This is a genomic window from Streptomyces albicerus, from assembly GCF_008905045.1.
GTDB classification, from domain to species: domain Bacteria; phylum Actinomycetota; class Actinomycetes; order Streptomycetales; family Streptomycetaceae; genus Streptomyces; species Streptomyces albicerus.
In genome coordinates this window covers 81,661-103,579 of record NZ_VWMY01000043.1, presented here as the reverse complement: position 1 = coordinate 103,579, position 21,919 = coordinate 81,661, and the positions used below count along the sequence as shown (strand labels likewise).

Sequence of the window (21,919 nt, the reverse complement as noted above, 5' to 3'; positions counted from 1 at the left end):
GGCGCCTCGATGCAAATCGAGGCGCCCCGCTCCTGGTTGACGTGTACGAGGTGGTCAGACCTCGACCACGACCGGCAGGATCATCGGCCGGCGGCGGTAGGTGTCAGAGACCCATTTGCCCAGCGTGCGGCGGATGAGCTGCTGCATCTGGTGAGGTTCGACGACGCCGTCCTGGGCCGACCGCTCCAGGACCTCGGTGACCCTCGGGAGGACGTCGCTGAACGCGGAGTCGTCGATGCCCGAGCCGCGGGCCTGGATGTGCGGACCACCGGTGATCTTGCCCGTGCTGGAGTCCATCACCACGAAGACCGAGATGATGCCCTCGTCGCCGAGGATCCTGCGGTCCTTGAGCGCGACTTCGCCGACGTCGCCGACCGAGAGGCCATCGACGTACACATATCCGGCCTGGACCTTGCCCGAGATCTTGGCCTTGCCCTCGATGAGGTCGACGACGACGCCGTCCTCCGCGATGACGATCCGGTCGTGCGGGACGCCCGTCAACGCGCCCAGCTCGGCGTTGGCGCGCAGGTGGCGCCATTCGCCATGGACCGGCATCAGGTTGCGCGGCTTGCAGATGTTGTAGAAGTACAGGAGCTCGCCGGCCGAGGCGTGGCCCGAGACGTGCACCTTGGCATTGCCCTTGTGGACGACGTGGGCACCCCAGCGGGTCAGGCCGTTGATGACGCGGTAGACCGCGTTCTCGTTGCCGGGGATGAGCGACGACGCCAGGATCACGGTGTCGCCCTGGACGATCCGGATCTGGTGATCGCGATTGGCCATCCTCGACAGGGCCGCCATCGGCTCGCCCTGCGAGCCCGTGCAGACGAGCACGATCTCCTGGTCCGGGAGGTCGTCGAGCGTCTTGACGTCCACCACCAGGCCCGGCGGGACCTTCAGGTAGCCGAGGTCCCGTGCGATGCCCATGTTGCGGACCATCGAGCGGCCGACGAAGGCGACCCTGCGGCCGTATTCGTGGGCGGCGTCGAGGATCTGCTGGATGCGGTGCACGTGGCTGGCGAAGCTCGCCACGATGATCCGCTTGCGGGCGCCGCCGAAGACCTGGCGCAGTACGTTCGAGATGTCGCGCTCGGGCGGGACGAAGCCCGGGACCTCGGCGTTCGTCGAGTCCGAGAGGAGAAGGTCGATGCCTTCCTCGCTCAGGCGCGCGAACGCGTGCAGGTCCGTGAGGCGGCCGTCCAGCGGGAGCTGGTCCATCTTGAAGTCGCCGGTGTGGACCGCCATGCCCGCAGGGGTGCGGATGGCGACCGCGAGGGCGTCCGGGATGGAGTGGTTGACCGCGACGAACTCGCAGTCGAAGGGGCCGATGCGTTCGCGGTGGCCCTCCGCGACTTCGAGCGTGTACGGGCGGATGCGGTGCTCCTGGAGCTTCGCCTCGATGAGGGCGAGGGTCAGCTTGGAGCCGATGAGCGGGATGTCCGGCTTCTCGCGCAGGAGATAGGGGACACCGCCGATGTGGTCCTCGTGGCCGTGCGTGAGGACGATGCCCTCGATGTCGTCGCGGCGGTCCCTGATGGAGCTGAAGTCCGGCAGGATCAGGTCGATTCCGGGCTGCTCCTCCTCGGGGAAGAGCACCCCGCAGTCGACGATCAGGAGACGGCCGCCGTACTCGAAGACCGTCATGTTTCGGCCGATTTCGCCGAGGCCGCCGAGCGGGGTGACCCGGAGGCCGCCCTTCGGGAGCACCGGCGGAGCGCCGAGTTCAGGATGCGGATGACTCAAAAGACTCTCCTCACCACACGCGCCACGTACCTGGCAGGGCACGTGGCGCGCGTGACGTTCGTGCAGTAGCAGTTGTCTGGTGGTGCAGGCCTGCTGGCCTGCGTGGTCGTACGTATTCAGTTGTGAAGTCTGTGGTCAGAGCTGTACCCCGCCGGCGGCAAGATCGATCTTGAGCTGGGCGGTCTCCTCGGGCGACAGGCCGACCATGGGGAGGCGCAGCGGCCCGCCGGGCAGGCCCTGGAGGGCGAGCGCGGCCTTGGTCGTCATGACGCCCTGGGTACGGAACATGCCGGTGAAGACCGGAAGCAGCTTCTGGTGGATCTCGGTGGCCTTCTGGACGTCGCCGCTGACGTACGCGTCGATCAGAGCCCGCAGCTCGGGGGTGACGACGTGGCCGACGACGGAGACGAAGCCGACCGCGCCCACGGAGAGCAGCGGCAGGTTCAGCATGTCGTCGCCGGAGTACCAGGCGAGGCCGGAGCTGGCGATGGCCCAGCTGGCACGGCCGAGGTCGCCCTTGGCGTCCTTGTTGGCGACGATACGCGGGTGCTCGGCCAGGCGCACCAGCGTTTCCGTGTTGATCGGGACGCCGCTGCGGCCGGGGATGTCGTAGAGCATCACCGGTAGTTCGGTCGCGTCGGCGATGGCCCTGAAGTGCCGGTACAGGCCCTCCTGCGGGGGCTTGTTGTAGTACGGCGTGACGGTCAGGAGGCCGTGTGCGCCCACCTTCTCGGCGGCTCGGGCCAGCCCGATGCTGTGGTGCGTGTCGTTCGTGCCGACGCCCGCGACGATGTGGGCGCGGTCGCCGACCGCCTCCAGTACGGCTCGTACGAGATCCGCTTTCTCCGCGTCGCTGGTGGTCGGTGACTCGCCCGTGGTGCCGTTGATGATCAGGCCGTCGTTGCCTGCGTCCACCAGGTGGGTGGCGAGCCGCTGAGCGCCGTCGAGGTCGAGTGCGCCGTCCGCCGTGAAAGGCGTGACCATGGCGGTGAGGACCCGCCCGAAGGGGGTCTGCGGAGTGGAGGTCGGAGCCATGGGTAACACGCTACTCGCTGCTCCACGTGCGGTCTTCCCTCGGGGGACACGACAAGTCATGACAAAGGTGGAGCCCGGCACTGCCTGCTCGGGGGTTCAAGCAGTGCCGGGTCCGTTTGATCAGGCTAGATGAACTTCTCGAAATGCCGCAATACGGACACTTCGCCCGGCTGACCCGTACAGATGTGCCCGATGGAGTGACCGAGGTGCGCTACGGCGCCACGCGCCCGTTGGCATTGAAGGCGGCGTGTGTGAGGGGCATGAGCCGGGCCCATTCCGCTTCCATCTTCTCGCCGACCATCTCGATCTCCCGCTGGGGGAAGGTCGGGACCTTGGCGAGCTCGTGCTGCGTGCGCAGGCCGAGGAAGTGCATCAGCGAACGGGCGTTGCACGTCGCGTACATCGATGAGAAGAGTCCGACCGGGAGGACCGCGCGGGCCACTTCGCGCGCGACACCCGCGGCGAGCATCTCCTGGTACGCCTCGTACGCATGGCGGTACGAGTCCTCCATGACGCGGCCCGTGAGCTCCTGCTGGGCCTGGGTGCCCTCCACGAAGACGTACTTGCCGGGGCGGCCCTCCTGGACCAGCTTGCGGGACTCGTCCGGGACGTAGAAGACCGGCTGGAGCTCCCTGTACCGGCCCGACTCCTCGTTGTACGACCAGCCCACGCGGTGCCGCATGAACTCGCGGAAGACGAAGATCGGGGCGCTGATGAAGAAGGTCATCGAGTTGTGCTCGAAGGGGCTGCCGTGCCGGTCCCGCATCAGGAAGTTGATCAGGCCCTTGGAGCGCTCCGGGTCCTTCTGCAACTCGTCCAGGGACTGCTCCCCGACGGTGGAGACGCGGGCGGCGAACAGCACGTCCGAGTCGGAGGCGGTGTGCTTGACCAGCTCGACGGTGACATCGCTGCGGAAGCTGGGCTTGAGGTCGTCGGCGGGTGTGTCGGTCACGGCTTGGAGGGTCCTTCCCATCACTGGCTCGGGCGGCGTCCACTCTACGGCCCGGCACTGACAACGGGGCGTTCGGTGTCGTGCCGCGACATTCTTCGCCGAACTTCTGCGAAGTCGGTGAAACTGGGCACCAATTGGGGCATTCGCTCGTCTGTATTGGTGACAGCGATCCGTTCGGGTCGCCCGTTCCCTTCGAGTCTCCAGAGGAGAAGCGCAACCTATGTTCCGTCGGCGCGAGCCTGTTCCGTTCGCCTTCATCGCCGAAGCCGACAAGTTCCGCAGCAATGTCACTCCCCCACCGCGTCAGCGGGCCTCCGCCGGTGAGCTGGCCGGCCGATGGCTCATAGGCCTCACGGTGGTCGCGGGTCTCGTGGGCTCCCTGCTCCTCGGGCTGCCCGCCCTCTCCGTCGACGCCTCACCTGCGCATACGCAGCAGTCTGACGCGTCCCAGGGCCGCTGACTCGCCTCCACTGCCCAAATGGCGCGGGGGCACCCCCCATGGACCCCCAAGGGTGGTGGGCGGAGATCCGGCTAGGTAGCCTCACCGGGCATAGTCCATGCGTGGATTGAGTGAGGATCAGTCGTGCCCCTGCCCTTTCTGACCGCCGACCGCGCTTTCGAGGAGGCGGGCGAGGATCTCGCGCTGCCGTTCGACGACCGCGACCAGTGGCGGCGCCCCTACCGGCCCGGACCGTGGCGGGTCGCCGCGGCCGCGCTTCTGCTGCTGCTCGCGTCGTACGTCCTGTTCGCCGCGGTCATCATCGCGGTGGCCGGCACGCCGTCCGGCGGCGCGGTCTGCCTGGGGATCGCGGCGCTCGTCATCGTCTGCGCCCTGCGCCTGCTGCGCATGGGCGCGTGGGTGAGCGCGTACGGGCTGCGCCGGGTGCGCTTCCTCAGTACGAGTACGGCGCCCTGGGCGCAGGTCCAGGCCGTCCGGACCGTCCAGCAGCCGGTGCGCTGGCTCGGGCTGCCGCGCACGGTGCAGGGGCAGGCGCTCATCCTCGTTCGCGGGGACCGGGCGGGTGACGAGCCGACGCCGCTGCTGACCACGCACAACGCCGACTTCCTGGGGCGCCCCGATGCCTTCGACCGGGCGGCCGACGGCGTCGAGGTGTGGGCGGACGAGTACCGGCAGCACGTCTGAGCCATCTGAGCCACAGCACGAAGGGGCCGGCCCGCGATGTGCGGGGCCGGCCCCTTCGTCGTAACCGCCTTCGTGGTACCGCCGCTCAGGCGCGCACCGGCTTCCCCTCGTGCAAAGCGATCGCGTGCTGCATCGCCTTGCGGGCCCGCGGGGTGTCGCGGGCGTCGTGGTAGGCGATGGCCAGGCGGAACCAGCTGCGCCAGTCCTCGGGGGCGTCCTCCGTCTCGGCCTTGCGGCGGGCGAAGACCTCGTCGGCCGAGTCGCGGTCGATACGGCCGCCCGGGGTGCGCTTCAACTCGTCGACGGGCAGGCCGCCTTCGGCGTCGAGCTCGGCGGCGAGCTGGTTGGCCTTCTTGACGAACTGGGTGTTCTTCCAGAGGAACCAGATGCCGATCACCGGCAGGACGAGGACGGCGACGCCGAAGGTGACGGTCAGCAGCGTGCCGCTCTGTATGAGCATCACCCCGCGGCTGCCGACCAGGACGAAGTAGACGACCAGGACGGCGGCCGTGACGGCGTAAGTGATCTTCGCGCGCATCGCTGCTACTTCAGATCCAGGAAGTGTTCCAGGCCGAAAGTGAGGCCCGGGGTCTCCACGACGCGGCGCACGCCGAGCAGGATGCCCGGCATGAAGCTGCTGTGATGCAGGGAGTCGTGCCTGATGGTGAGGGTCTCGCCCTCGCCGCCGAGCAGCACCTCCTGGTGGGCGAGCAGACCGCGCAGGCGGACCGCGTGCACCGGGACGCCGTCGACATTCGCGCCGCGGGCGCCGTCCAGGGCCGTGACCGTGGCGTCGGGCTGCGCACCGCTGCCCGCCTGCTGCCGGGCGGCGGCGATGAGCTGGGCGGTGCGGGTGGCGGTGCCGCTCGGGGCGTCCACCTTGTTCGGGTGGTGCAGTTCGATGACCTCGACCGACTCGAAGTACGGCGCGGCCGTCTCCGCGAACTTCATGGTGAGGACGGCGCCGATGGAGAAGTTCGGGGCGATGAGCACGCCCGTCTCCGGCGACGCGGCGAGCGAGGTGTTCAGCTGCGCGAGGCGCTCGTCGGTCCAGCCCGTCGTACCGACCACGGCGTGGATGCCGTGGCGTACGCAGAAGTCGAGGTTGCCCATGACCGAGGCGGGCGTGGTCAGTTCGACGGCGACCTGGGCGCCGGTGTCGGCCAGCGTCTCCAGTTTGTCTCCGCGGCCGAGGGCGGCCACCAGTTCCATGTCCTCGGCGGCCTCGACGGCCCGTACCGCCTCGGATCCGATACGGCCCTTGGCACCGAGGACCGCCACGCGCAGCTTGCTCATGTTCCTGATTCCTTAGTCGAGGACTTACACCGGCCGGGGCCGGCTCACGTCGGTCTACAGGACCGCTTCGTGCAGACGGGACGCCTGCTTGTCCTTCAGCGGACCGATGACCGACAGCGAGGGGCGCTGTCCCAGGATGTCGCGGGCCACGTCCCGTACGTCGTCCGGGGTGACCGACGCTATCCGGGCCAGCATGTCGTCGACGGACATCTGCTCGCCCCAGCACAGCTCGCTCTTGCCGATACGGTTCATCAGCGCGCCGGTGTCCTCAAGACCAAGGACCGTTGAGCCCCGGAGCTGGCCGATGGCGCGGCCGATCTCGTCGTCGGACAGGCCGTGCTCGGCGACCTGGTCGAGTTCGTCGCGGCAGATCTTCAGCACGTCGTGGACCTGGCTCGGGCGGCAGCCCGCGTACACGCCAAAGAGGCCGCAGTCGGCGAAGCCCGAGGTGTACGAGTACACGCTGTAGGCCAGGCCGCGCTTCTCCCGGACCTCCTGGAAGAGGCGGGAGGACATGCCGCCGCCGAGCGCGGTGTTCAGGACGCCCAGGGCCCAGCGGCGCTCGTCGGTGCGGGGCAGGCCCGGCATGCCGAGGACGACATGGGCCTGCTCGGTCTTGCGGCCGAGCAGTTCGACGCGGCCCGCGGTGCGGATGGTGCGGGAGCCGTGGCGCGGATCGATCGGGGTGACGTCCAGCTGCTTCAGGGCGCCCGCCTTCTCGAAGGCCGCGCGGACCTGGCGTACGACCTTGTTGTGGTCGACGTTGCCCGCGCAGGCGACGACAAGGTGCGTCGGGTCGTAGTGCTTCTTGTAGAAGCGGCGGATGCGGTCCGCGGTGAGGGCGTTGACCGTGTCGACCGTGCCGAGGACCGGGCGGCCCAGCGGGGTGTCGCCGAGCATGGTGTGCGCGAACAGGTCGTGCACGCAGTCGCCCGGGTCGTCCTCGGTCATCGCGATCTCTTCGAGGATCGCGCCGCGCTCGACGTTGACGTCCTCTTCGAGGATGAGCGAGCCCGTCAACATGTCGCAGACCACGTCGATCGCGAGGGGGAGGTCGGTGTCGAGCACGCGCGCGTAGTAGCACGTGTACTCCTTCGCCGTGAACGCGTTCATCTCGCCGCCGACCGCGTCGAGGGCGGAGGAGATGTCCATGGCGGACCTGCGCTCGGTGCCCTTGAAGAGCAGGTGTTCCAGGTAGTGCGTGGCGCCGTTCAGAGCCGGCGTCTCGTCGCGCGAGCCGACGTGCGCCCAGATGCCGAAGGTGGCGGAGCGCACGGAGGGCAGGGTCTCGGTGACGACGCGCAGGCCCCCGGGGAGGGTGGTCTTGCGGACCGTACCGATGCCGTTCTCGCCCTTGATCAGGGTTTGGGTACGGGCGACGGCCCGCGCCTCAGAAGAGGTGCGGGCCGTCGCCGTGGAGCTACTAGACGTCACTTGTCGGTGTCGTCCTTCTTGTCGTCGTCGGACTCTTCGCCCTCGATCACGGGGATGAGGGAGAGCTTGCCGCGGGAGTCGATCTCGGCGATCTCGACCTGGACCTTCTGGCCCACGCCGACCACGTCCTCGACGTTCTCCACGCGCTTGCCGCCGGCGAGCTTGCGGATCTGCGAGATGTGCAGCAGACCGTCCTTGCCCGGGAGCAGCGACACGAACGCACCGAAGGTCGTCGTCTTCACGACGGTGCCCAGGTAGCGCTCGCCGACCTCCGGCATGGTCGGGTTGGCGATGCCGTTGATCGTGGCGCGGGCGGCCTCGGCCTGCGAGCCGACCTGGGCACCGATGTAGATGGTGCCGTCGTCCTCGATCGTGATCTCGGCGCCGGTGTCCTCCTGGATCTGGTTGATCATCTTGCCCTTGGGGCCGATGACCTCGCCGATCTTGTCCACGGGGATCTTGACGGTGATGATCCGCGGGGCGTTCGGGGACATCTCGTCCGGCGTGTCGATCGCTTCCATCATCACGTCGAGGATGTGGAGGCGGGCGTCACGGGCCTGCTTGAGGGCCGCGGCCAGGACGGAGGCCGGGATGCCGTCCAGCTTGGTGTCGAGCTGGAGGGCGGTCACGAACTCCTTGGTGCCGGCGACCTTGAAGTCCATGTCGCCGAAGGCGTCCTCCGCACCGAGGATGTCGGTGAGGGCGACGTAGTGCGTCTCGCCGTTGATCTCCTGGGAGATCAGGCCCATGGCGATACCGGCGACGGGGGCCTTCAGCGGCACACCGGCGTTCAGCAGCGACATGGTGGAGGCGCAGACCGAGCCCATGGACGTCGAGCCGTTGGAGCCGAGGGCCTCGGACACCTGACGGATCGCGTACGGGAACTCCTCGCGCGTCGGGAGGACCGGCACGATGGCGCGCTCGGCGAGGGCGCCGTGGCCGATCTCGCGGCGCTTCGGGGAGCCGACGCGGCCGGTCTCGCCGACGGAGTACGGCGGGAAGTTGTAGTTGTGCATGTAGCGCTTGCGGGTCACCGGGGAAAGGGTGTCCAGCTGCTGCTCCATCCGGAGCATGTTCAGCGTGGTGACGCCCAGGATCTGGGTCTCGCCACGCTCGAACAGCGCCGAGCCGTGCACGCGCGGGATGGCCTCGACCTCGGCGGCGAGCGTACGGATGTCCGTGACGCCACGGCCGTCGATGCGGACCTTGTCCTTGATGACGCGCTCACGGACCAGGGACTTGGTCAGCGAGCGGTAGGCCGCGCTGATCTCCCTCTCGCGGCCCTCGAACTGCGGGAGCAGCTTCTCGGCGGCGAGCGCCTTGACGCGGTCCAGCTCGGTCTCGCGGTCCTGCTTGCCCGCGATGGTGAGGGCCTGGGAGAGCTCGTCCTTGACCGCGGCGGTGAGCGCCTCCAGGACGTCGTCCTGGTAGTCGAGGAAGACCGGGAACTCGCCGGTCGGCTTGGCGGCCTTCGCGGCGAGGTCGGCCTGGGCCTTGCAGAGCACCTTGATGAAGGGCTTCGCGGCGTCCAGACCGGCGGCGACGACCTCCTCGGTCGGCGCCTCGGCGCCGCCCGCCACCAGCTGGATCGTCTTGTCGGTGGCCTCGGCCTCGACCATCATGATCGCGACGTCGCCGTCCTCCAGGACGCGACCGGCGACGACCATGTCGAAGACGGCGTCCTCGAGCTCGGTGTGCGTCGGGAACGCCACCCACTGGCCGTTGATCAGCGCGACGCGGACGCCGCCGATCGGGCCGGAGAAGGGCAGACCGGCCAGCTGCGTGGACGCGGACGCGGCGTTGATCGCCACGACGTCGTACAGGTGGTCGGGGTTGAGCGCCATGATCGTGGCGACGACCTGGATCTCGTTGCGCAGGCCCTTCTTGAAGGACGGGCGCAGCGGGCGGTCGATGAGGCGGCAGGTGAGGATCGCGTCCTCGCTCGGCCGGCCCTCACGACGGAAGAAGCTGCCGGGGATCTTGCCGGCGGCGTACATCCGCTCCTCGACGTCCACCGTGAGGGGGAAGAAGTCGAGCTGGTCCTTGGGGTTCTTGGAGGCGGTGGTGGCCGACAGCACCATGGTGTCGTCGTCCAGGTACGCCACGGCGGAGCCGGCGGCCTGCTTGGCCAGGCGGCCCGTCTCGAAGCGGATGGTGCGGGTGCCGAAGGAACCGTTGTCGATAACGGCCTCGGCGTAGTGGGTCTCGTTCTCCACTAGCGTTTTCTCCGATACTTTTCGTCTTTTGTCCCGGTCCGCCCGTGTGGCGGGGGGACGGTGGGCGGAGAAGCGCTCCATCTGGTGCGGGCCGGTCTTCGATCGAAGCACCCGGGGTTCGCATCGCCCGGGGGCCACTACCGAGGACCGGCGGCGGCGAGGTGCACTTCATCCTCGTGCTATTGCGTTGTGCTACCACACTACAAAGGGGTGGTGACACTCCGCACGTACAGCAAAGGGAGCGGCCCCCTCAGAGTGGGAACCGCTCCCTCCACGGCGTCTTACTTGGCGCCCGCCGCACCGCGGCGGATGCCCAGGCGGTCGACCAGCGCACGGAAGCGCTGGATGTCCTTCTTCGCCAGGTACTGCAGCAGGCGACGGCGCTGACCGACCAGGATCAGCAGACCACGACGGGAGTGGTGGTCGTGCTTGTGGGTCTTGAGGTGCTCGGTCAGGTCCGAGATACGGCGCGAGAGCATCGCGACCTGGACCTCGGGGGAGCCGGTGTCGCCCTCCTTGGTACCGAACTCGGTGATGATCTGCTTCTTCGTAGCGGCGTCGAGCGACACGCGTACTCCTCGTAGTCTTGTCACTGGCCACCGAGTGCCCCTGGTCCACTTCTCAGGGGAGCTTCCGTTACTCGGGAGGCGGGGATCCGCTGGGCGCGTCCTCCAGGGCCCCTTGGGGGCGGTCCGGGGGTGCGTACACATACGGCCGTCACACAGCGTACCAGGGGGCAGGGGTCCCTCCGACCGCGGTTCCAGGAGTCCGGGGAGGCCAGGGCCGGTCCCAGTAGGGTGTCGCGGCAGATCGTTCGCATGTCGGGTTCGTACGTCGGGAAGGGGTCGCTTCGCCATGGCCGAGGCAGAGGACAAGGACGTCAAGGCGCGCAAGGAGCGGGAGAAGGACGAGCTCTATGCCCTCGACATCTCGGGCGTCGAATGGCAGAGCGCGCCGGGTACGGAGGAGCACGAGGAGCGGGTCGAGATCGCGTACCTCCCCGGAGGCGCGGTGGCCATGCGGTCATCCCTCGACCCGGACACGGTCCTGCGGTACACGGAGGCGGAGTGGCGGGCCTTCGTGCTGGGGGCGCGGGACGGCGAGTTCGATCTGGAGCCGGCGCCGCACAACGGAGGGGTTTCGGCCGAGTAGCCGAGTAGCCGAGTAGCCGATTAGCTGCGCAGCCGCGTCGAGCGCGCGTGGGAGGGACCGGTGGCTTGTTTGCCACCGGTCCCTCTTGTTGCGTCGAGGCGTTGCATGGGGGTGCATGGGAGGCTCGGGGCGCGCTTCTTACGCTCTCTTTTGTCCACTTTGCCTTCCGTACAAGGCCGTTCGTACGTTACTTCTGGGCAGGGTGTGACGTAGTGGGTGGGACCGGAGGGGTGGACGGGCCTGCCGTGGGGATGGTTGTCGTGATTAGGCTGGGGTGGGCGCGGCAGCAGAACCCGTGGACGGGACCGCCGCGTCACAGGGGGAGCCGGGGCGCGTCGGACGGCCTCGGACGACGAGAACGGTCGCCCCAGCTCGGCATGAGGGTGCTCGACCACACCAGGAGGAATTGTGAACAGCGATCGGGACGGGATCCGCGGGGGCTGGGCCACACCCGGCGATGACCAGTCCGACGCCGAGTCCGCCGTCGAGACGACGGGCGAGTTCACCATCGACTACGCCCCTCCTGCCTGGTATACGCAGAATGCGTCGGGGAGTTCGGACGGGGCTTCGTCGGCTCCGGTCAAGGAGGAGTCGGACACGGCGGAAGAGGCGTCGGACGCCGACGCTGCGGAGGGAACGGGCGAGGCAGAGGCACCCGGGGCGACTGAGGGTCCTTCGGATACTGAGGGTCCTTCGGATTCGGCGGCTTCTGTGCCTTCCACGCCTCCCGCGCCTTCCTTTGCTCCCGGGGCTCCTTTTACTCCTCCCGCCGCTCCCCCCGCTGCTTCTGCTACTCCCCCTCCTGCTGCTCCTGCCGGCAGTCCGGTTGCCGTGCCGAAGTTGCCTGTGGGGAGCGGGTTCGAGCCCGGCGGGCCGACTCCTGAGGCGCCGGCCGCGGATGCCGGGGGGCCTGCCGCTCTGCCGAATCTGCCGAACCTTCAGGGGCCGTGGGCTCCGCAGGGTACGGCTCCGGCTCCCGCGGCCGATGTGCCGTCGGCTCCTGTGGCCGACACCCCTGAGCCCGATGAGGCCTCTGACGAGGTCGAGGGCGGTAACGGTGACATTGAGAGTGGCGCCACCATGCGGATCTCCTCTGTCGCTCTGAAGCGGGAGATCGCGGAGCGGGCCACGGCCTCGGACGCGGTCGCGGACGAGGTCGCGGATGACATTGAGGGTGCCGTCGCGGATGACGTCGCGGAAGGAGCCGACGAGGACGCCGACGCCGGCCCCGACGCCGACGCGGAGGTCGTCGAGGTGGCGTTCGGGCGCGAGTCCGACGGCGGCGATGACAGCGATGACAGCGATGACGTAGACGAAGAAAACGAAGATGCCGAGGTGGCGACCTCGGAGGACGTGTCCGGCGAGGTCGACGAGGACGTCGACGAGGACACGGGCGACGCCGCGGAGGAGTCCGCGAACGTTGTCGAGTTGCATCAGGTTGACGTCGTTGCCGAGGACTCCGGTGACGTCAGTGATGCCGTGCCCGTGGAGGACTCCGAGCCGCAGGACGCGGAACCGCAGGACTCCGAGCCGCAGGACTCCGAGCCGCGGGACGCGGAGCCCGAGGACGTCCGGCCTCGCGATGCGGAGCCGAAGGACACCGCGCCGGCGGGCGGGGCCGAGCCCCGGGACGCGGAGCCGCAGGATGCGGTGCCGGGGGCCGGTTCGGATGTGACCGACGCCGTGCAGGACGCGCCTCCCGCGTGGGCTCCGCCGCCGCTGCCGCAGGGTGGGCTTCCGCCGTTGCCGCCCTCGTACCAGCCCGCCGCGCCCGCATCTGCCGCGCAGTGGCCCGCGTCCGGAGAGGGTGACGGCGAGCAGCCGCCGGCGGCTCCGGCTCAGCCGTCCGTGCCGCCGCAGGGGCAGCCGCCGTTCCAGCCGCAGGCACCGCAGCTTTCGCCGCCGGCTTGGCCTGCCGCGCCGGGTACGCCCGGCGCGTCCGGTACGCCCGGCGCGTCCGGCAGTCCTGCTGCGCCTGCGTCGTCTGAATCGCCTGCCGCCGACGCGCCCGCTCCGGCACCCGCCTCCGGTGCTCCGGCAGCTCCTGGGCAGCCGGGGGGTTACGGCTTCCCGCAGTTCAGCGCTCCGGGTATGGCTCCGGGGCCGCGGGACAGCGTTCCTGGTACGGCTCCGGGGCTGCAGGACAACGTTCCCGGTGCAGCTCCCGCGGGGCAGGCCGTTCCCGGATTCCCGCCGCCCGGAGCTTCCACGGCACCTCCGGCACAGACGCCGGCCCCGGCTCCCGCTCCGGCCCCGGATCCTCAAGGTGGTTACGGATTCCCGCAGTCCGGCCCCGCTTCCGCTCAGCCCGCTCACCCGGCGCCCCACACGCCCCAGGACGGCTACGGTCTCCAGCGGCCGGACCAGCCCGCCGCATCCCAGCCTGCTCCGGCGCAACCGGCTCCGGCAGCACCGAGCATTCCCGCGCAGGCTCCCGGCTATGGGTTCCCGCAGCCGGGCGCTCCTGCTCAGGGCGCGCCCAACGTGCCTGCGCAGCCTGCGGGTTACGGGTTCCCGCAGCCGGGTGCCCCCGCCCCGAGCACGCCCAACGTGCCCGGCCAGCAGCCCGGTTATGGATTCCCGCAACCCGGCGGAGCCCCTGCTGCGAACCCCGCGGCACCGCAGGTGCCCAACCAGCAGGCAGGAGCCGGTTACGGGTTCTCGCAGCCCGGCACTCCCGCCGCCGACCCCACCGCACCCCAGCCGCCCAACCCGCAGGCCGGATACGGATTCCCGCAGCCGGGTACGCCCAACTCGCCTGCCCAGCCTGGAGGTTACGGGTTCCCGCAGCCGCCGACCGCTCAGGCGCCGCAGGCTCCCGCGCCGCAGGCCCCGGCTCCGGCTCCGGCTCCGGATCAGCAGGCAGCCGCTCCTCAGCCGCCCGCCGCGCAGCCGCTCCCCCAGCAGGGCCAGCCCCACCAGCAGCCCGCACCACAGCAGCCGAACCCCGGTGCCGGCCAGCACGGCCAGCACGGCATGCCCCAGCCTCAGCCTCAACCGCAGGCTCACCAGCCCCAGCCCCAGCCCCAGGCCCAGCAGCCCCAGCCCGGGCAGCAGCCCCCCGTAGACCCCCGTACCGGCACCGCCTGGCCGCAGCCCGTGCAGCACGATCAGCGGCAGCCGACCAACCCGGGGGCACCACTGGGGTACACGGCGGCCGTGGAGCTGTCGTCGGACCGGCTGCTCAACAACAAGAAGCAGAAGGCGAAGAGCGGGCGCCCGGCGGCCGGTTCCTCCCGGTTCAAGCTCGGGGGGAAGAAGGAGGAGGCCGAGCGGCAGCGCAAGCTCGAGCTGATCCGTACGCCGGTGCTGTCGTGCTACCGGATCGCCGTCATCAGCCTGAAGGGCGGCGTCGGCAAGACGACCACGACCACCGCGCTCGGCTCCACGCTCGCCACGGAGCGGCAGGACAAGATCCTCGCCATCGACGCCAACCCGGACGCCGGCACGCTCGGTCGCCGTGTGCGCCGGGAGACCGGGGCCACCATCCGTGACCTCGTACAGGCGATCCCGTACCTCAACTCGTACATGGACATCCGGCGGTTCACCTCGCAGGCGTCGTCGGGGCTCGAGATCATCGCCAACGACGTCGACCCGGCCGTGTCGACGACCTTCAACGACGAGGACTACCGGCGCGCGATCGACGTGCTCGGCAAGCAGTACCCGATCATCCTGACGGACTCCGGTACGGGTCTGCTCTACAGCGCCATGCGCGGCGTGCTCGACCTCGCCGACCAGCTCATCATCATCTCGACGCCGTCGGTGGACGGTGCCAGCAGCGCCAGTACGACGCTGGACTGGCTGTCGGCGCACGGGTACGCGGACCTGGTGTCGCGGTCCATCACCGTCATCTCCGGGGTGCGCGACACCGGCAAGATGATCAAGGTGGACGACATCGTCAGCCACTTCGAGACGCGCTGCCGGGGCGTGATCGTGGTGCCGTTCGACGAGCATCTGGCCGCGGGCGCCGAGGTCGATCTCGACATGATGCGGCCGAAGGTGCGCGAGGCGTACTTCAACCTCTCGGCCCTGGTCGCCGAGGACATCGCGCGCCACCAGCAGTCGCAGGGCCTGTGGACGTCGGACGGCAACCCGCCGCCGGTCGCCGCCCCACCGATGCCGGGCCAGCCCATTCCGGGCCAGCCAATGCCAGGGCAGCCGATGCCAGGTCAGCCATATCCGGGCCAGGCCCCCCAGCAGGGCCCGCCCGCCCAGCCGGGTCAGCCCTACCCGCAGCCGCCCCAGCAGCAGGGCCAGCCCGGTCACCCGGGCCAGCAAGGCCACCAGGGGCACCCCGGCGCCGCCCCCCAGGGCTGGCAGCCCCAGCCGTCCGCCCCGGCCTCCCAGCCCCAGCAGCCGGGTCAGCCTCAGCCGGGCGCCCCCTTCCAGCAGCCCCCGGCCCCGGCCGCCCCGGGTCAGCCCTTCAACCCGAACGCCCCGGCTCCGAGCCAGCAGTTCCAGCCCGGCCAGCCCTACCAGGCGCCGCAGCCTCAGGCACCCCAGCAACCCCAGCAACCCCAGGCGGCAGGACAGGGCGGCCAGGAGGGCGCCGCTCAGGACCCCCAGGGCCAGACCCCACCACCCCCGCCGCCCCACCAGTAACAAACCCCACCCGTAACCCGTCCGGCCGAATCCCCGGCCCCCGTTCCACCCCGAAGGGCCCGCCCCGTACCTCACGGCGCGGGCCCTTCGCGTACCCCGAACACCTTCCGAACGCACCCCGCGCGGCCCGGCCCAAAACGCCCCCGCACCAGCCCCGTTCCCCTCCGCCATCCCCCGACCAGGCACCCTTCACCGGTCTGAACCAATGGCCATGAAATCCGGGTCAACTCGTTATTTCCGCAGGCCACATGGGGTTCTCCGGCCGTTGACTCGTGTGGACCGCCGCTGATAGACACTCACATCAATCCGGCCGCGGTCACCGGATCGAGCAGTGCGACAGCCCATCTCCGTGCGAGTGATGACACGAGGTCAGCGACCCATGGACACACACGACCAGTTCGGCGGAAGGGGCACAGCCCTCCGCCTCCTCGCGGCCGCCGGCGCCGCCGCCCTCACCCTCACGGTCGGCCTCGTGACCCCGCTCAATCCGGCGCCCCAGCAGGCCGAGGCGAAGGATGGCAAGAAGGTCCTCACGGTCGCGGTGGCGCAGAGCGTCGACTCGCTGAGCCCGTTCCTGGCACAGCGCCTGGTCAGTACGAGCCTGCACCGCCTCACGTACGAGTACCTGACCAACTACTCCGCGAAGGACAACAGCGCGATCGCGGGCCTGGCCACCAAGTGGGAGCCCTCCGCCGACAAGCTCACCTGGACCTACACGATCCGCGACAACTCCAAGTGGTCCGACGGCGAACAGGCCACCGCCGAGGACGCGGCGTGGACGTTCAACAAGATGATGACCGACGAGGGCGCGGCCACCGCGAACGGCAGCTTCGTCGCGAACTTCAAGAAGGTCACCGCGCCCAGCCCCACCGAGCTCGTCATCGAGCTGAAGAAGCCGCAGGCCACCATGGCCGCGCTGGATGTTCCGATCGTGCCGAAGCACGTCTGGGAGAAGGTCGGCGACTTCTCGAAGTTCAACAACGACAAGGACTTCCCCGTCGTCGGCAACGGCCCCTTCATCCTTACGGGCTACAAGGCCGACAGCTACGTACGGCTGGAGCCCAACAAGTCCTTCTGGCGCGGGACTCCGAAGTTCGACGAGCTGGTCTTCAAGTACTACAAGGACGGTGACGCGGCGGTCGCGGCCCTGCAGAAGGGCGAGGTGTCGTTCGTCTCCGGCCTGACGCCCGCGCAGTCGGCGGCGCTGAGGGGCGAGGAGAACGTCACGGTCAACGACGCGCCCGGCCGCCGCTTCTACGCGCTCGCCACCAACCCGGGCGCCCAGGCCAAGGACGGCAAGAAGTTCGGCGACGGCCACGAGTCGCTGCTCGATCAGAGGGTCCGTAAGGCCCTGTTCATGGCCGTGGACCGCAAGACCGTCATCGACAAGGTCTTCCAGGGCCACGCGGCCGAGGGCGAGGGCTACATCCCGCCGCGCTTCTCCACGTACTACTGGAAGCCGACGGGCAGTCAGAAGATCGCGTACGACCCGGACCGGGCGGCCCGGCTCCTCGACGAGGCGGGCTACCGGAAGAACGGTGACGGCAAGCGTGTCGGCAAGAACGGCAGGCCGATCACCTACCGCGTCCTGTGCCACGCGACGGACCCGCAGGACAAGGCAGTCGGCCAGTATCTCGAGGAATGGTGGGGCGAGCTCGGTATCGGTGTCACGCTCGACTGCCGGGACAACGTGAGCGATCCCTGGCTCGCGGGCGAGTACGACCTCGCCTTCGACGGCTGGTCCGTCAACCCCGACCCCGACTTCGTGCTCTCCATCCACACCTGCGCGGCGCTCCCTGCGACACCCAAGGACATCGGCGCCACCGACAACTTCATCTGCGACAAGAAGTACGACGACCTGTACGAGCAGCAGCTCGCCGAGTACGACCCCGCCAAACGGGCGGAACTCATCAAGCGCATGGAGTCGCGGCTGTACGACACCGGGTACATGAACGTCATGGCGTACCCGAACGCGGTCGAGGCCTACCGCACCGACCACATCGCGTCGATCACGACGATGCCGGAGGCCGCGGGCAACATCTACGGCCAGGACGGCTACTGGAGCTGGTGGTCGGCGACTCCGGCCGCTGGCGAGTCCTCCGACGACTCGAGCCAGACAGGCGTCATCATCGGCATCGTCGCGGGCGTCGTCGTCCTGGCGGGCCTCGGGGTGTTCCTCGCCAGGCGCCACCACGCCACCGTCGAAGACCGCGAATAACCGCCGAGGACCGCACGCGACGGACGCAGACCGCGCACAGCCGAATAGCCGAGAGTGGCGGAGTAGTGAGAGCCGTTCATGACCGCTGAAGCGACACCCTCGCTGGTCGGGAAGACCGACGGTCCGGCCGGGGCCGGGCCGTCGGCCCGCGGAGCACGGGCGCGCGGCACCTCCGGGTATCCGCGGTACGTGGCGGGCAAGCTGGGCGGCGCGGCCGTTTCGCTGCTCGCCGTTCTCGTTACGAGCTTCTTCCTCTTCCGGCTGATCCCCGGCGACCCGGTGAAGTTCATGACGGGCGGGCGTCAGGTGTCTGCCGAGCAACTCGCCGCGTACCGAAGGGAGTTCGGGCTCGATCTGCCGCTGTGGGAGCAGTTCACGGACTACTGCGGCAAGGCACTCACCGGCGATCTCGGCACCTCGTACCAGTTCCGGGCGCCGGTCATCGACAAGATCACCGAGGCGCTGCCGAACACGCTGCTGCTCACCGGCACCTCGTTCGTGCTCTACACGGCACTCGGTATCTTCCTCGGCACACGCGCGGCGTGGCGCAGCGGCGGGCTCGGCGACCGGCTCAACACCGGTCTGGCGCTGACCCTCTACTCGATCCCGTCGTTCTGGCTGGGGCTGCTGCTGATCATCGTCTTCTCGGTGGGCATCGGGCCGATTCCCGGTCTCTTCCCGACCGGCGGCATGGAGTCGGGCGGCGAGGAGGGTTTCGCGTACGTCCTCGATGTCGCCCATCACCTGGTCCTGCCGGTCGTGACGCTGGTCGCGGTCGAGTACGGGCAGACCCTGCTCGTCACCCGCTCGGCGCTGCTCGACGAGATGGGCGGCGACTATCTGACGACCGCGCGGGCCAAGGGGCTGCGGGACGATCTCGTACGCCGCCGCCATGCCGTTCCGAACGCGCTGCTGCCCACCATGACGCTGATCTTCATCAACCTCGGCCGGACCGTCGCGGGCGTGATCCTCGTCGAGACGGTCTTCTCCTGGCCGGGCCTCGGCGGGCTCTTCTACCAGGCGCTGAGCGTGCCCGATCTGCCGCTGGTCCAGGGGCTGTTCTTCGTGTTCGCCGCCGCGGTGATCGTGATGAACACGCTCGCCGATCTGATCTATCCGCTGCTCGACCCGAGGGTGGGCCGATGACGACGACGGACCCGGACGAGCCGATGACCACGCCCGAGGCGGTTTCCAAGGCCCAGGTGGCCAAGGCCGGTCCCCGTGCCCTCGCCCGGCAGCGCCGCCGCCGGTCCGCCGCCCGCTTCTGGCACCGGTACGGCACCCACCGCGCCGGCCTCTTCGGCCTGGCCGCTCTCGGGCTCTTCGCCCTGATCGCGCTCACCGCGCCGCTGACCGTCGGCTCCGGCGTGCAGAGCGTGACGGACGCGCCGGGGCGGCCCATGGAGAGCCCGAGTGCCGAATTCCCGCTGGGCACCGATCAGTTCGGGCGCAGTCTGCTCGGCCTTGTCGTATGGGGATCGCGGGTGTCCTTGCTCGTGGGACTGCTCGCGGCCGTCCTCTCGGTCGCGATCGGCGCGCTCATCGGCATCACCGCCGGGCACTTCCGCGGCTGGTACGCGACGGTGATGATGCGGATCACGGACTGGTTCCTGGTCATGCCGACGCTGGTCCTCGCGATCGCGCTCGCGACCGTGATGTCCCGTTCGCTCGGCACGATCATCCTGGCCATCGGTGTCACGACCTGGCCGACGACGGCCCGGCTGGTGCGCGCGCAGACCCTCGCCGTGGAGTCCCGGCCGTACATCGAACGCGCCAAGGCGCTGGGCGGCGGCCACTGGCACGTCATGTCCCGCCACGTCCTGCCCAACGTCATGCCGCTGGTGCTGGCGCAGACGACCCTCATCATCTCCTCCGCGATCCTCGCCGAGGCGACGCTCGCCTTCCTCGGCCTCGGCGATCCGACGGTGGTCTCCTGGGGCGGACTGCTCCAGGACGCGCGCGAGGCGGGCGCGGTCAGCGCCGGAAAGTGGTGGTATCTCGTACCGCCGGGCATCGCGATCGCCGTCGTGGCCCTCGCCTTCACCCTGTGCGGACGCGCGGTCGAGTCCGTCCTCAACCCCCGGCTGGGGGTGGCCCGTTGAGCACGCCGACCGCACATCGCCTGTTGGATGTACGGGACCTGCACGTGACGTACGCCGGTGGAGTGGCCGCCGTGCGCGGCGTGAACCTCGCCCTGAGTGCCGGTCAGAAGCTGGGCATCGCGGGCGAGTCGGGCTGCGGCAAGTCCACGCTGGCGCTCGCGCTGCTGCGGCTGTTGCCGTCCGGGACCCGGGTGACCGGCGAGATCCTCCTCGACGGCGAGGACGTACTGACCATGAAGTGGGGGCGGGTACGAGCGGTCCGGTGGGCCGGTGCCTCGATCGTCTTCCAGGGCGCGATGCACTCGCTCAACGCCGTGCACCGCGTGGGCGACCAGATCGCCGAGCCGATCCTGCTGCACAGGAAGGCGACCCCGGCGGGCGCGCGGAAGAAGACCGGCGAACTCCTGGAGCACGTGGGCCTTCCGGCGGCGCGGGCGTCCGCGTATCCGCACGAGTTGTCCGGCGGCCAGCGTCAGCGCGTGATGATCGCCATGGCCCTGGCCTGCGACCCGCGCCTGATCATCGCCGACGAACCGACCACCGCGCTCGACGTGATGATCCAGGCGCAGATCCTGCGGCTGATCCAACAGCTCGTCTCCGAACAGGAGTTGGGGCTCATCATGATCAGCCACGACCTGGCGGTCCTGTCCGACACCTGCGACCGGCTCGCGGTGATGTACGCCGGACGGGTGGTGGAGGAGGGGCCGGCCCGGCAGGTGTACGAGGACGCCCAGCACCCTTACGGGCAGGCCCTGTCGGCGGCCTTTCCGCGGATCGGGGACGCGGGGTCGCGGTTCGCGCCGCGCGGGCTGCCCGGAGACCCGCCGGATCCGTCGGCACTGCCGTCCGGCTGTGCGTTCCATCCGCGGTGCGCGGTGGCGCTGGAATCGTGTGCGACGGAGGACCAGGTGCTGCGGGCGGCGGCGACGCCGGATCGCCGGGCTGCATGTGTGCACGTGGGGCCGGTGCCCGTGGCGGAAGAAGCGAGGAGCACCCCATGACGACCACCGCGGCAGCGGTCCCCTCGGCGTCCTCGGCTCCCCTGCTGAGCGCAGAAGGCCTGCACGTCACGTTCCCCGGCCGGCGCGGCGACGCCACCCGGGCCCGTGCCGTGGACGGAGTCGACCTCGACATCCGGCCCGGTGAGATCGTCGCGCTGGTCGGCGAGTCGGGCTGCGGCAAGACGACCCTGGCGCGCTCGCTCCTCGGTCTCGTCCGGCCGTCCGCGGGCCGCGTCACCTTCGCGGGCAGGCCTCTCGACTACTCCTCGCGCCACCTCAAGGCGTACCGCAGGCGCGTCCAGTTGGTCCTTCAGGACCCGAGCGGCTCGCTCAACCCCCGGCACACGGTGTACGACGCGGTGGCCGAGGGGCTACGTATCCACAAGTACGCGGGCGACGAGCGCGAGGCTGTCTCAACGGCCCTGTCCCGGGCCGGACTTCGCCCCCCGGAGCGCTTCTTCCTGCGCTACCCGCACCAACTCTCCGGCGGTCAGCGGCAGCGTGTCGTCATCGCGGGCGCGCTCGTCCTGGAGCCCGAACTCATCGTCGCCGACGAGCCGGTGGCCTCCCTGGACGCGTCGGTACGAGGCGAGATCCTGGCCCTGCTGCTGCGACTGCGCGCCGAACTCGGCCTGTCCGCCCTGGTGGTGACGCACGACCTGGGTCTCGCGTGGAACATCGCCGACCGCGTCGCGGTGATGTACCTGGGCCGGATCGTCGAGACAGGCACGGTGGAGGAGGTCCTGACGGCTCCTCAACACCCCTACACGCAGGCCTTGTTGTCTGTCCTGCCCGAGGCGCCGGGCGCTCCGGTCGTCCTCACCGGCGAGCCCCCGGACCCGTCCCGCATCCCCTCCGGCTGCCGCTTCCACGCGCGCTGCCAGATCCTGGCGGGCGGCGAGGCCGAGCGCGCGGGCGTCGCGGACGCGTGCCGCGGGGAGGACCTGCCGGTGCTGGACGGGGGCGGCGGGGCACAGGTGGCGTGCCACTGGGCGCGGTCGCGGGCGTCAACGACGCAGTAACGGTG

17 protein-coding genes and 1 pseudogene are annotated in these 21,919 nt (G+C 69.8%); 10 read left to right on the top strand and 8 right to left on the bottom strand.

Annotated elements, in window-relative coordinates:
* Window positions 1–54 precede the first annotated feature (54 nt).
* From GAS53_RS34370 to thyX, 3 genes are all read right to left on the bottom strand, one after another.
* A complete protein-coding gene (locus GAS53_RS34370) occupies window positions 55–1,740 on the bottom strand; it encodes a ribonuclease J (protein WP_151481668.1) in 1,686 nt (561 codons plus the stop codon).
* Between the two features lie 135 nt (window positions 1,741–1,875).
* A complete protein-coding gene (gene dapA, locus GAS53_RS34365) occupies window positions 1,876–2,775 on the bottom strand; it encodes a 4-hydroxy-tetrahydrodipicolinate synthase (protein ID WP_151481667.1) in 900 nt (299 codons plus the stop codon).
* Between the two features lie 211 nt (window positions 2,776–2,986).
* On the bottom strand, window positions 2,987–3,727 hold the full coding sequence (thyX, locus tag GAS53_RS34360; RefSeq protein ID WP_151481666.1) for an FAD-dependent thymidylate synthase: 741 nt from the start codon (window positions 3,725–3,727) through the stop codon (window positions 2,987–2,989).
* A 220-nt stretch (window positions 3,728–3,947) separates the two neighbouring features.
* Between thyX and GAS53_RS34355 the strand changes: the two genes are divergently transcribed.
* Both GAS53_RS34355 and GAS53_RS34350 read left to right on the top strand, forming a co-directional pair.
* The gene (locus GAS53_RS34355) at window positions 3,948–4,187 is read left to right on the top strand and encodes a hypothetical protein (protein ID WP_151481665.1); all 240 of its coding nucleotides are present in this window, start codon (window positions 3,948–3,950) and stop codon (window positions 4,185–4,187) included.
* A 123-nt stretch (window positions 4,188–4,310) separates the two neighbouring features.
* A complete protein-coding gene (locus GAS53_RS34350; protein ID WP_151481664.1) occupies window positions 4,311–4,871 on the top strand; it encodes a hypothetical protein in 561 nt (186 codons plus the stop codon).
* Window positions 4,872–4,956: 85 nt separating this feature from the next.
* Here the strand turns inward: GAS53_RS34350 and GAS53_RS34345 are convergent, their stop codons facing one another.
* The 5 genes from GAS53_RS34345 to rpsO form a co-directional block, all read right to left on the bottom strand.
* Complete coding sequence (locus tag GAS53_RS34345) at window positions 4,957–5,409, bottom strand: hypothetical protein (RefSeq protein WP_151481663.1); 453 nt, start codon at window positions 5,407–5,409, stop codon at window positions 4,957–4,959.
* A 5-nt stretch (window positions 5,410–5,414) separates the two neighbouring features.
* Window positions 5,415–6,167 carry a 4-hydroxy-tetrahydrodipicolinate reductase gene (gene dapB / locus GAS53_RS34340; protein ID WP_151481662.1) on the bottom strand — a complete coding sequence of 251 codons (753 nt, stop codon included), beginning with the start codon at window positions 6,165–6,167 and terminating at the stop codon, window positions 5,415–5,417.
* Window positions 6,168–6,221: 54 nt separating this feature from the next.
* On the bottom strand, window positions 6,222–7,601 hold the full coding sequence (locus tag GAS53_RS34335) for a M16 family metallopeptidase (protein ID WP_151481661.1): 1,380 nt from the start codon (window positions 7,599–7,601) through the stop codon (window positions 6,222–6,224).
* On the bottom strand, window positions 7,598–9,817 hold the full coding sequence (locus GAS53_RS34330; RefSeq protein WP_151481660.1) for a polyribonucleotide nucleotidyltransferase: 2,220 nt from the start codon (window positions 9,815–9,817) through the stop codon (window positions 7,598–7,600). Before GAS53_RS34330 ends, GAS53_RS34335 begins: the two co-directional genes overlap by 4 nt.
* A gap of 281 nt (window positions 9,818–10,098) precedes the next feature.
* Window positions 10,099–10,386 (bottom strand): 30S ribosomal protein S15, encoded by a 288-nt coding sequence (rpsO, locus tag GAS53_RS34325; protein ID WP_005479656.1) that lies wholly within the window; start codon window positions 10,384–10,386, stop codon window positions 10,099–10,101.
* Window positions 10,387–10,672: 286 nt separating this feature from the next.
* On the opposite strand from rpsO, the gene GAS53_RS34320 reads away from it, so the two are divergent.
* From GAS53_RS34320 to GAS53_RS34290, 8 genes and pseudogenes are all read left to right on the top strand, one after another.
* Window positions 10,673–10,969: a DUF397 domain-containing protein gene (locus GAS53_RS34320; RefSeq protein WP_151481659.1), complete on the top strand. Its 297-nt coding sequence runs from the start codon at window positions 10,673–10,675 to the stop codon at window positions 10,967–10,969.
* Window positions 10,970–11,377: 408 nt separating this feature from the next.
* Window positions 11,378–11,458, top strand: a pseudogene (locus GAS53_RS58830) (SCO5717 family growth-regulating ATPase); the annotation flags it as partial.
* A 591-nt stretch (window positions 11,459–12,049) separates the two neighbouring features.
* Window positions 12,050–15,571 carry a MinD/ParA family ATP-binding protein gene (locus tag GAS53_RS34315; RefSeq protein ID WP_225859257.1) on the top strand — a complete coding sequence of 1,174 codons (3,522 nt, stop codon included), beginning with the start codon at window positions 12,050–12,052 and terminating at the stop codon, window positions 15,569–15,571.
* A gap of 379 nt (window positions 15,572–15,950) precedes the next feature.
* On the top strand, window positions 15,951–17,789 hold the full coding sequence (locus GAS53_RS34310; RefSeq protein WP_151481658.1) for an ABC transporter substrate-binding protein: 1,839 nt from the start codon (window positions 15,951–15,953) through the stop codon (window positions 17,787–17,789).
* 78 nt (window positions 17,790–17,867) lie between these two features.
* Window positions 17,868–18,935 carry an ABC transporter permease gene (locus tag GAS53_RS34305; RefSeq protein WP_151481657.1) on the top strand — a complete coding sequence of 356 codons (1,068 nt, stop codon included), beginning with the start codon at window positions 17,868–17,870 and terminating at the stop codon, window positions 18,933–18,935.
* Window positions 18,936–18,958: 23 nt separating this feature from the next.
* Complete coding sequence (locus GAS53_RS34300; RefSeq protein WP_151481676.1) at window positions 18,959–19,891, top strand: ABC transporter permease; 933 nt, start codon at window positions 18,959–18,961, stop codon at window positions 19,889–19,891.
* A complete protein-coding gene (locus tag GAS53_RS34295) occupies window positions 19,888–20,892 on the top strand; it encodes an ABC transporter ATP-binding protein (RefSeq protein ID WP_225859256.1) in 1,005 nt (334 codons plus the stop codon). Before GAS53_RS34300 ends, GAS53_RS34295 begins: the two co-directional genes overlap by 4 nt.
* A complete protein-coding gene (locus tag GAS53_RS34290; protein ID WP_151481656.1) occupies window positions 20,889–21,914 on the top strand; it encodes an ABC transporter ATP-binding protein in 1,026 nt (341 codons plus the stop codon). The genes GAS53_RS34295 and GAS53_RS34290 overlap by 4 nt, the downstream gene beginning before the upstream one ends.
* The last annotated feature ends 5 nt before the right edge of the window (window positions 21,915–21,919 follow it).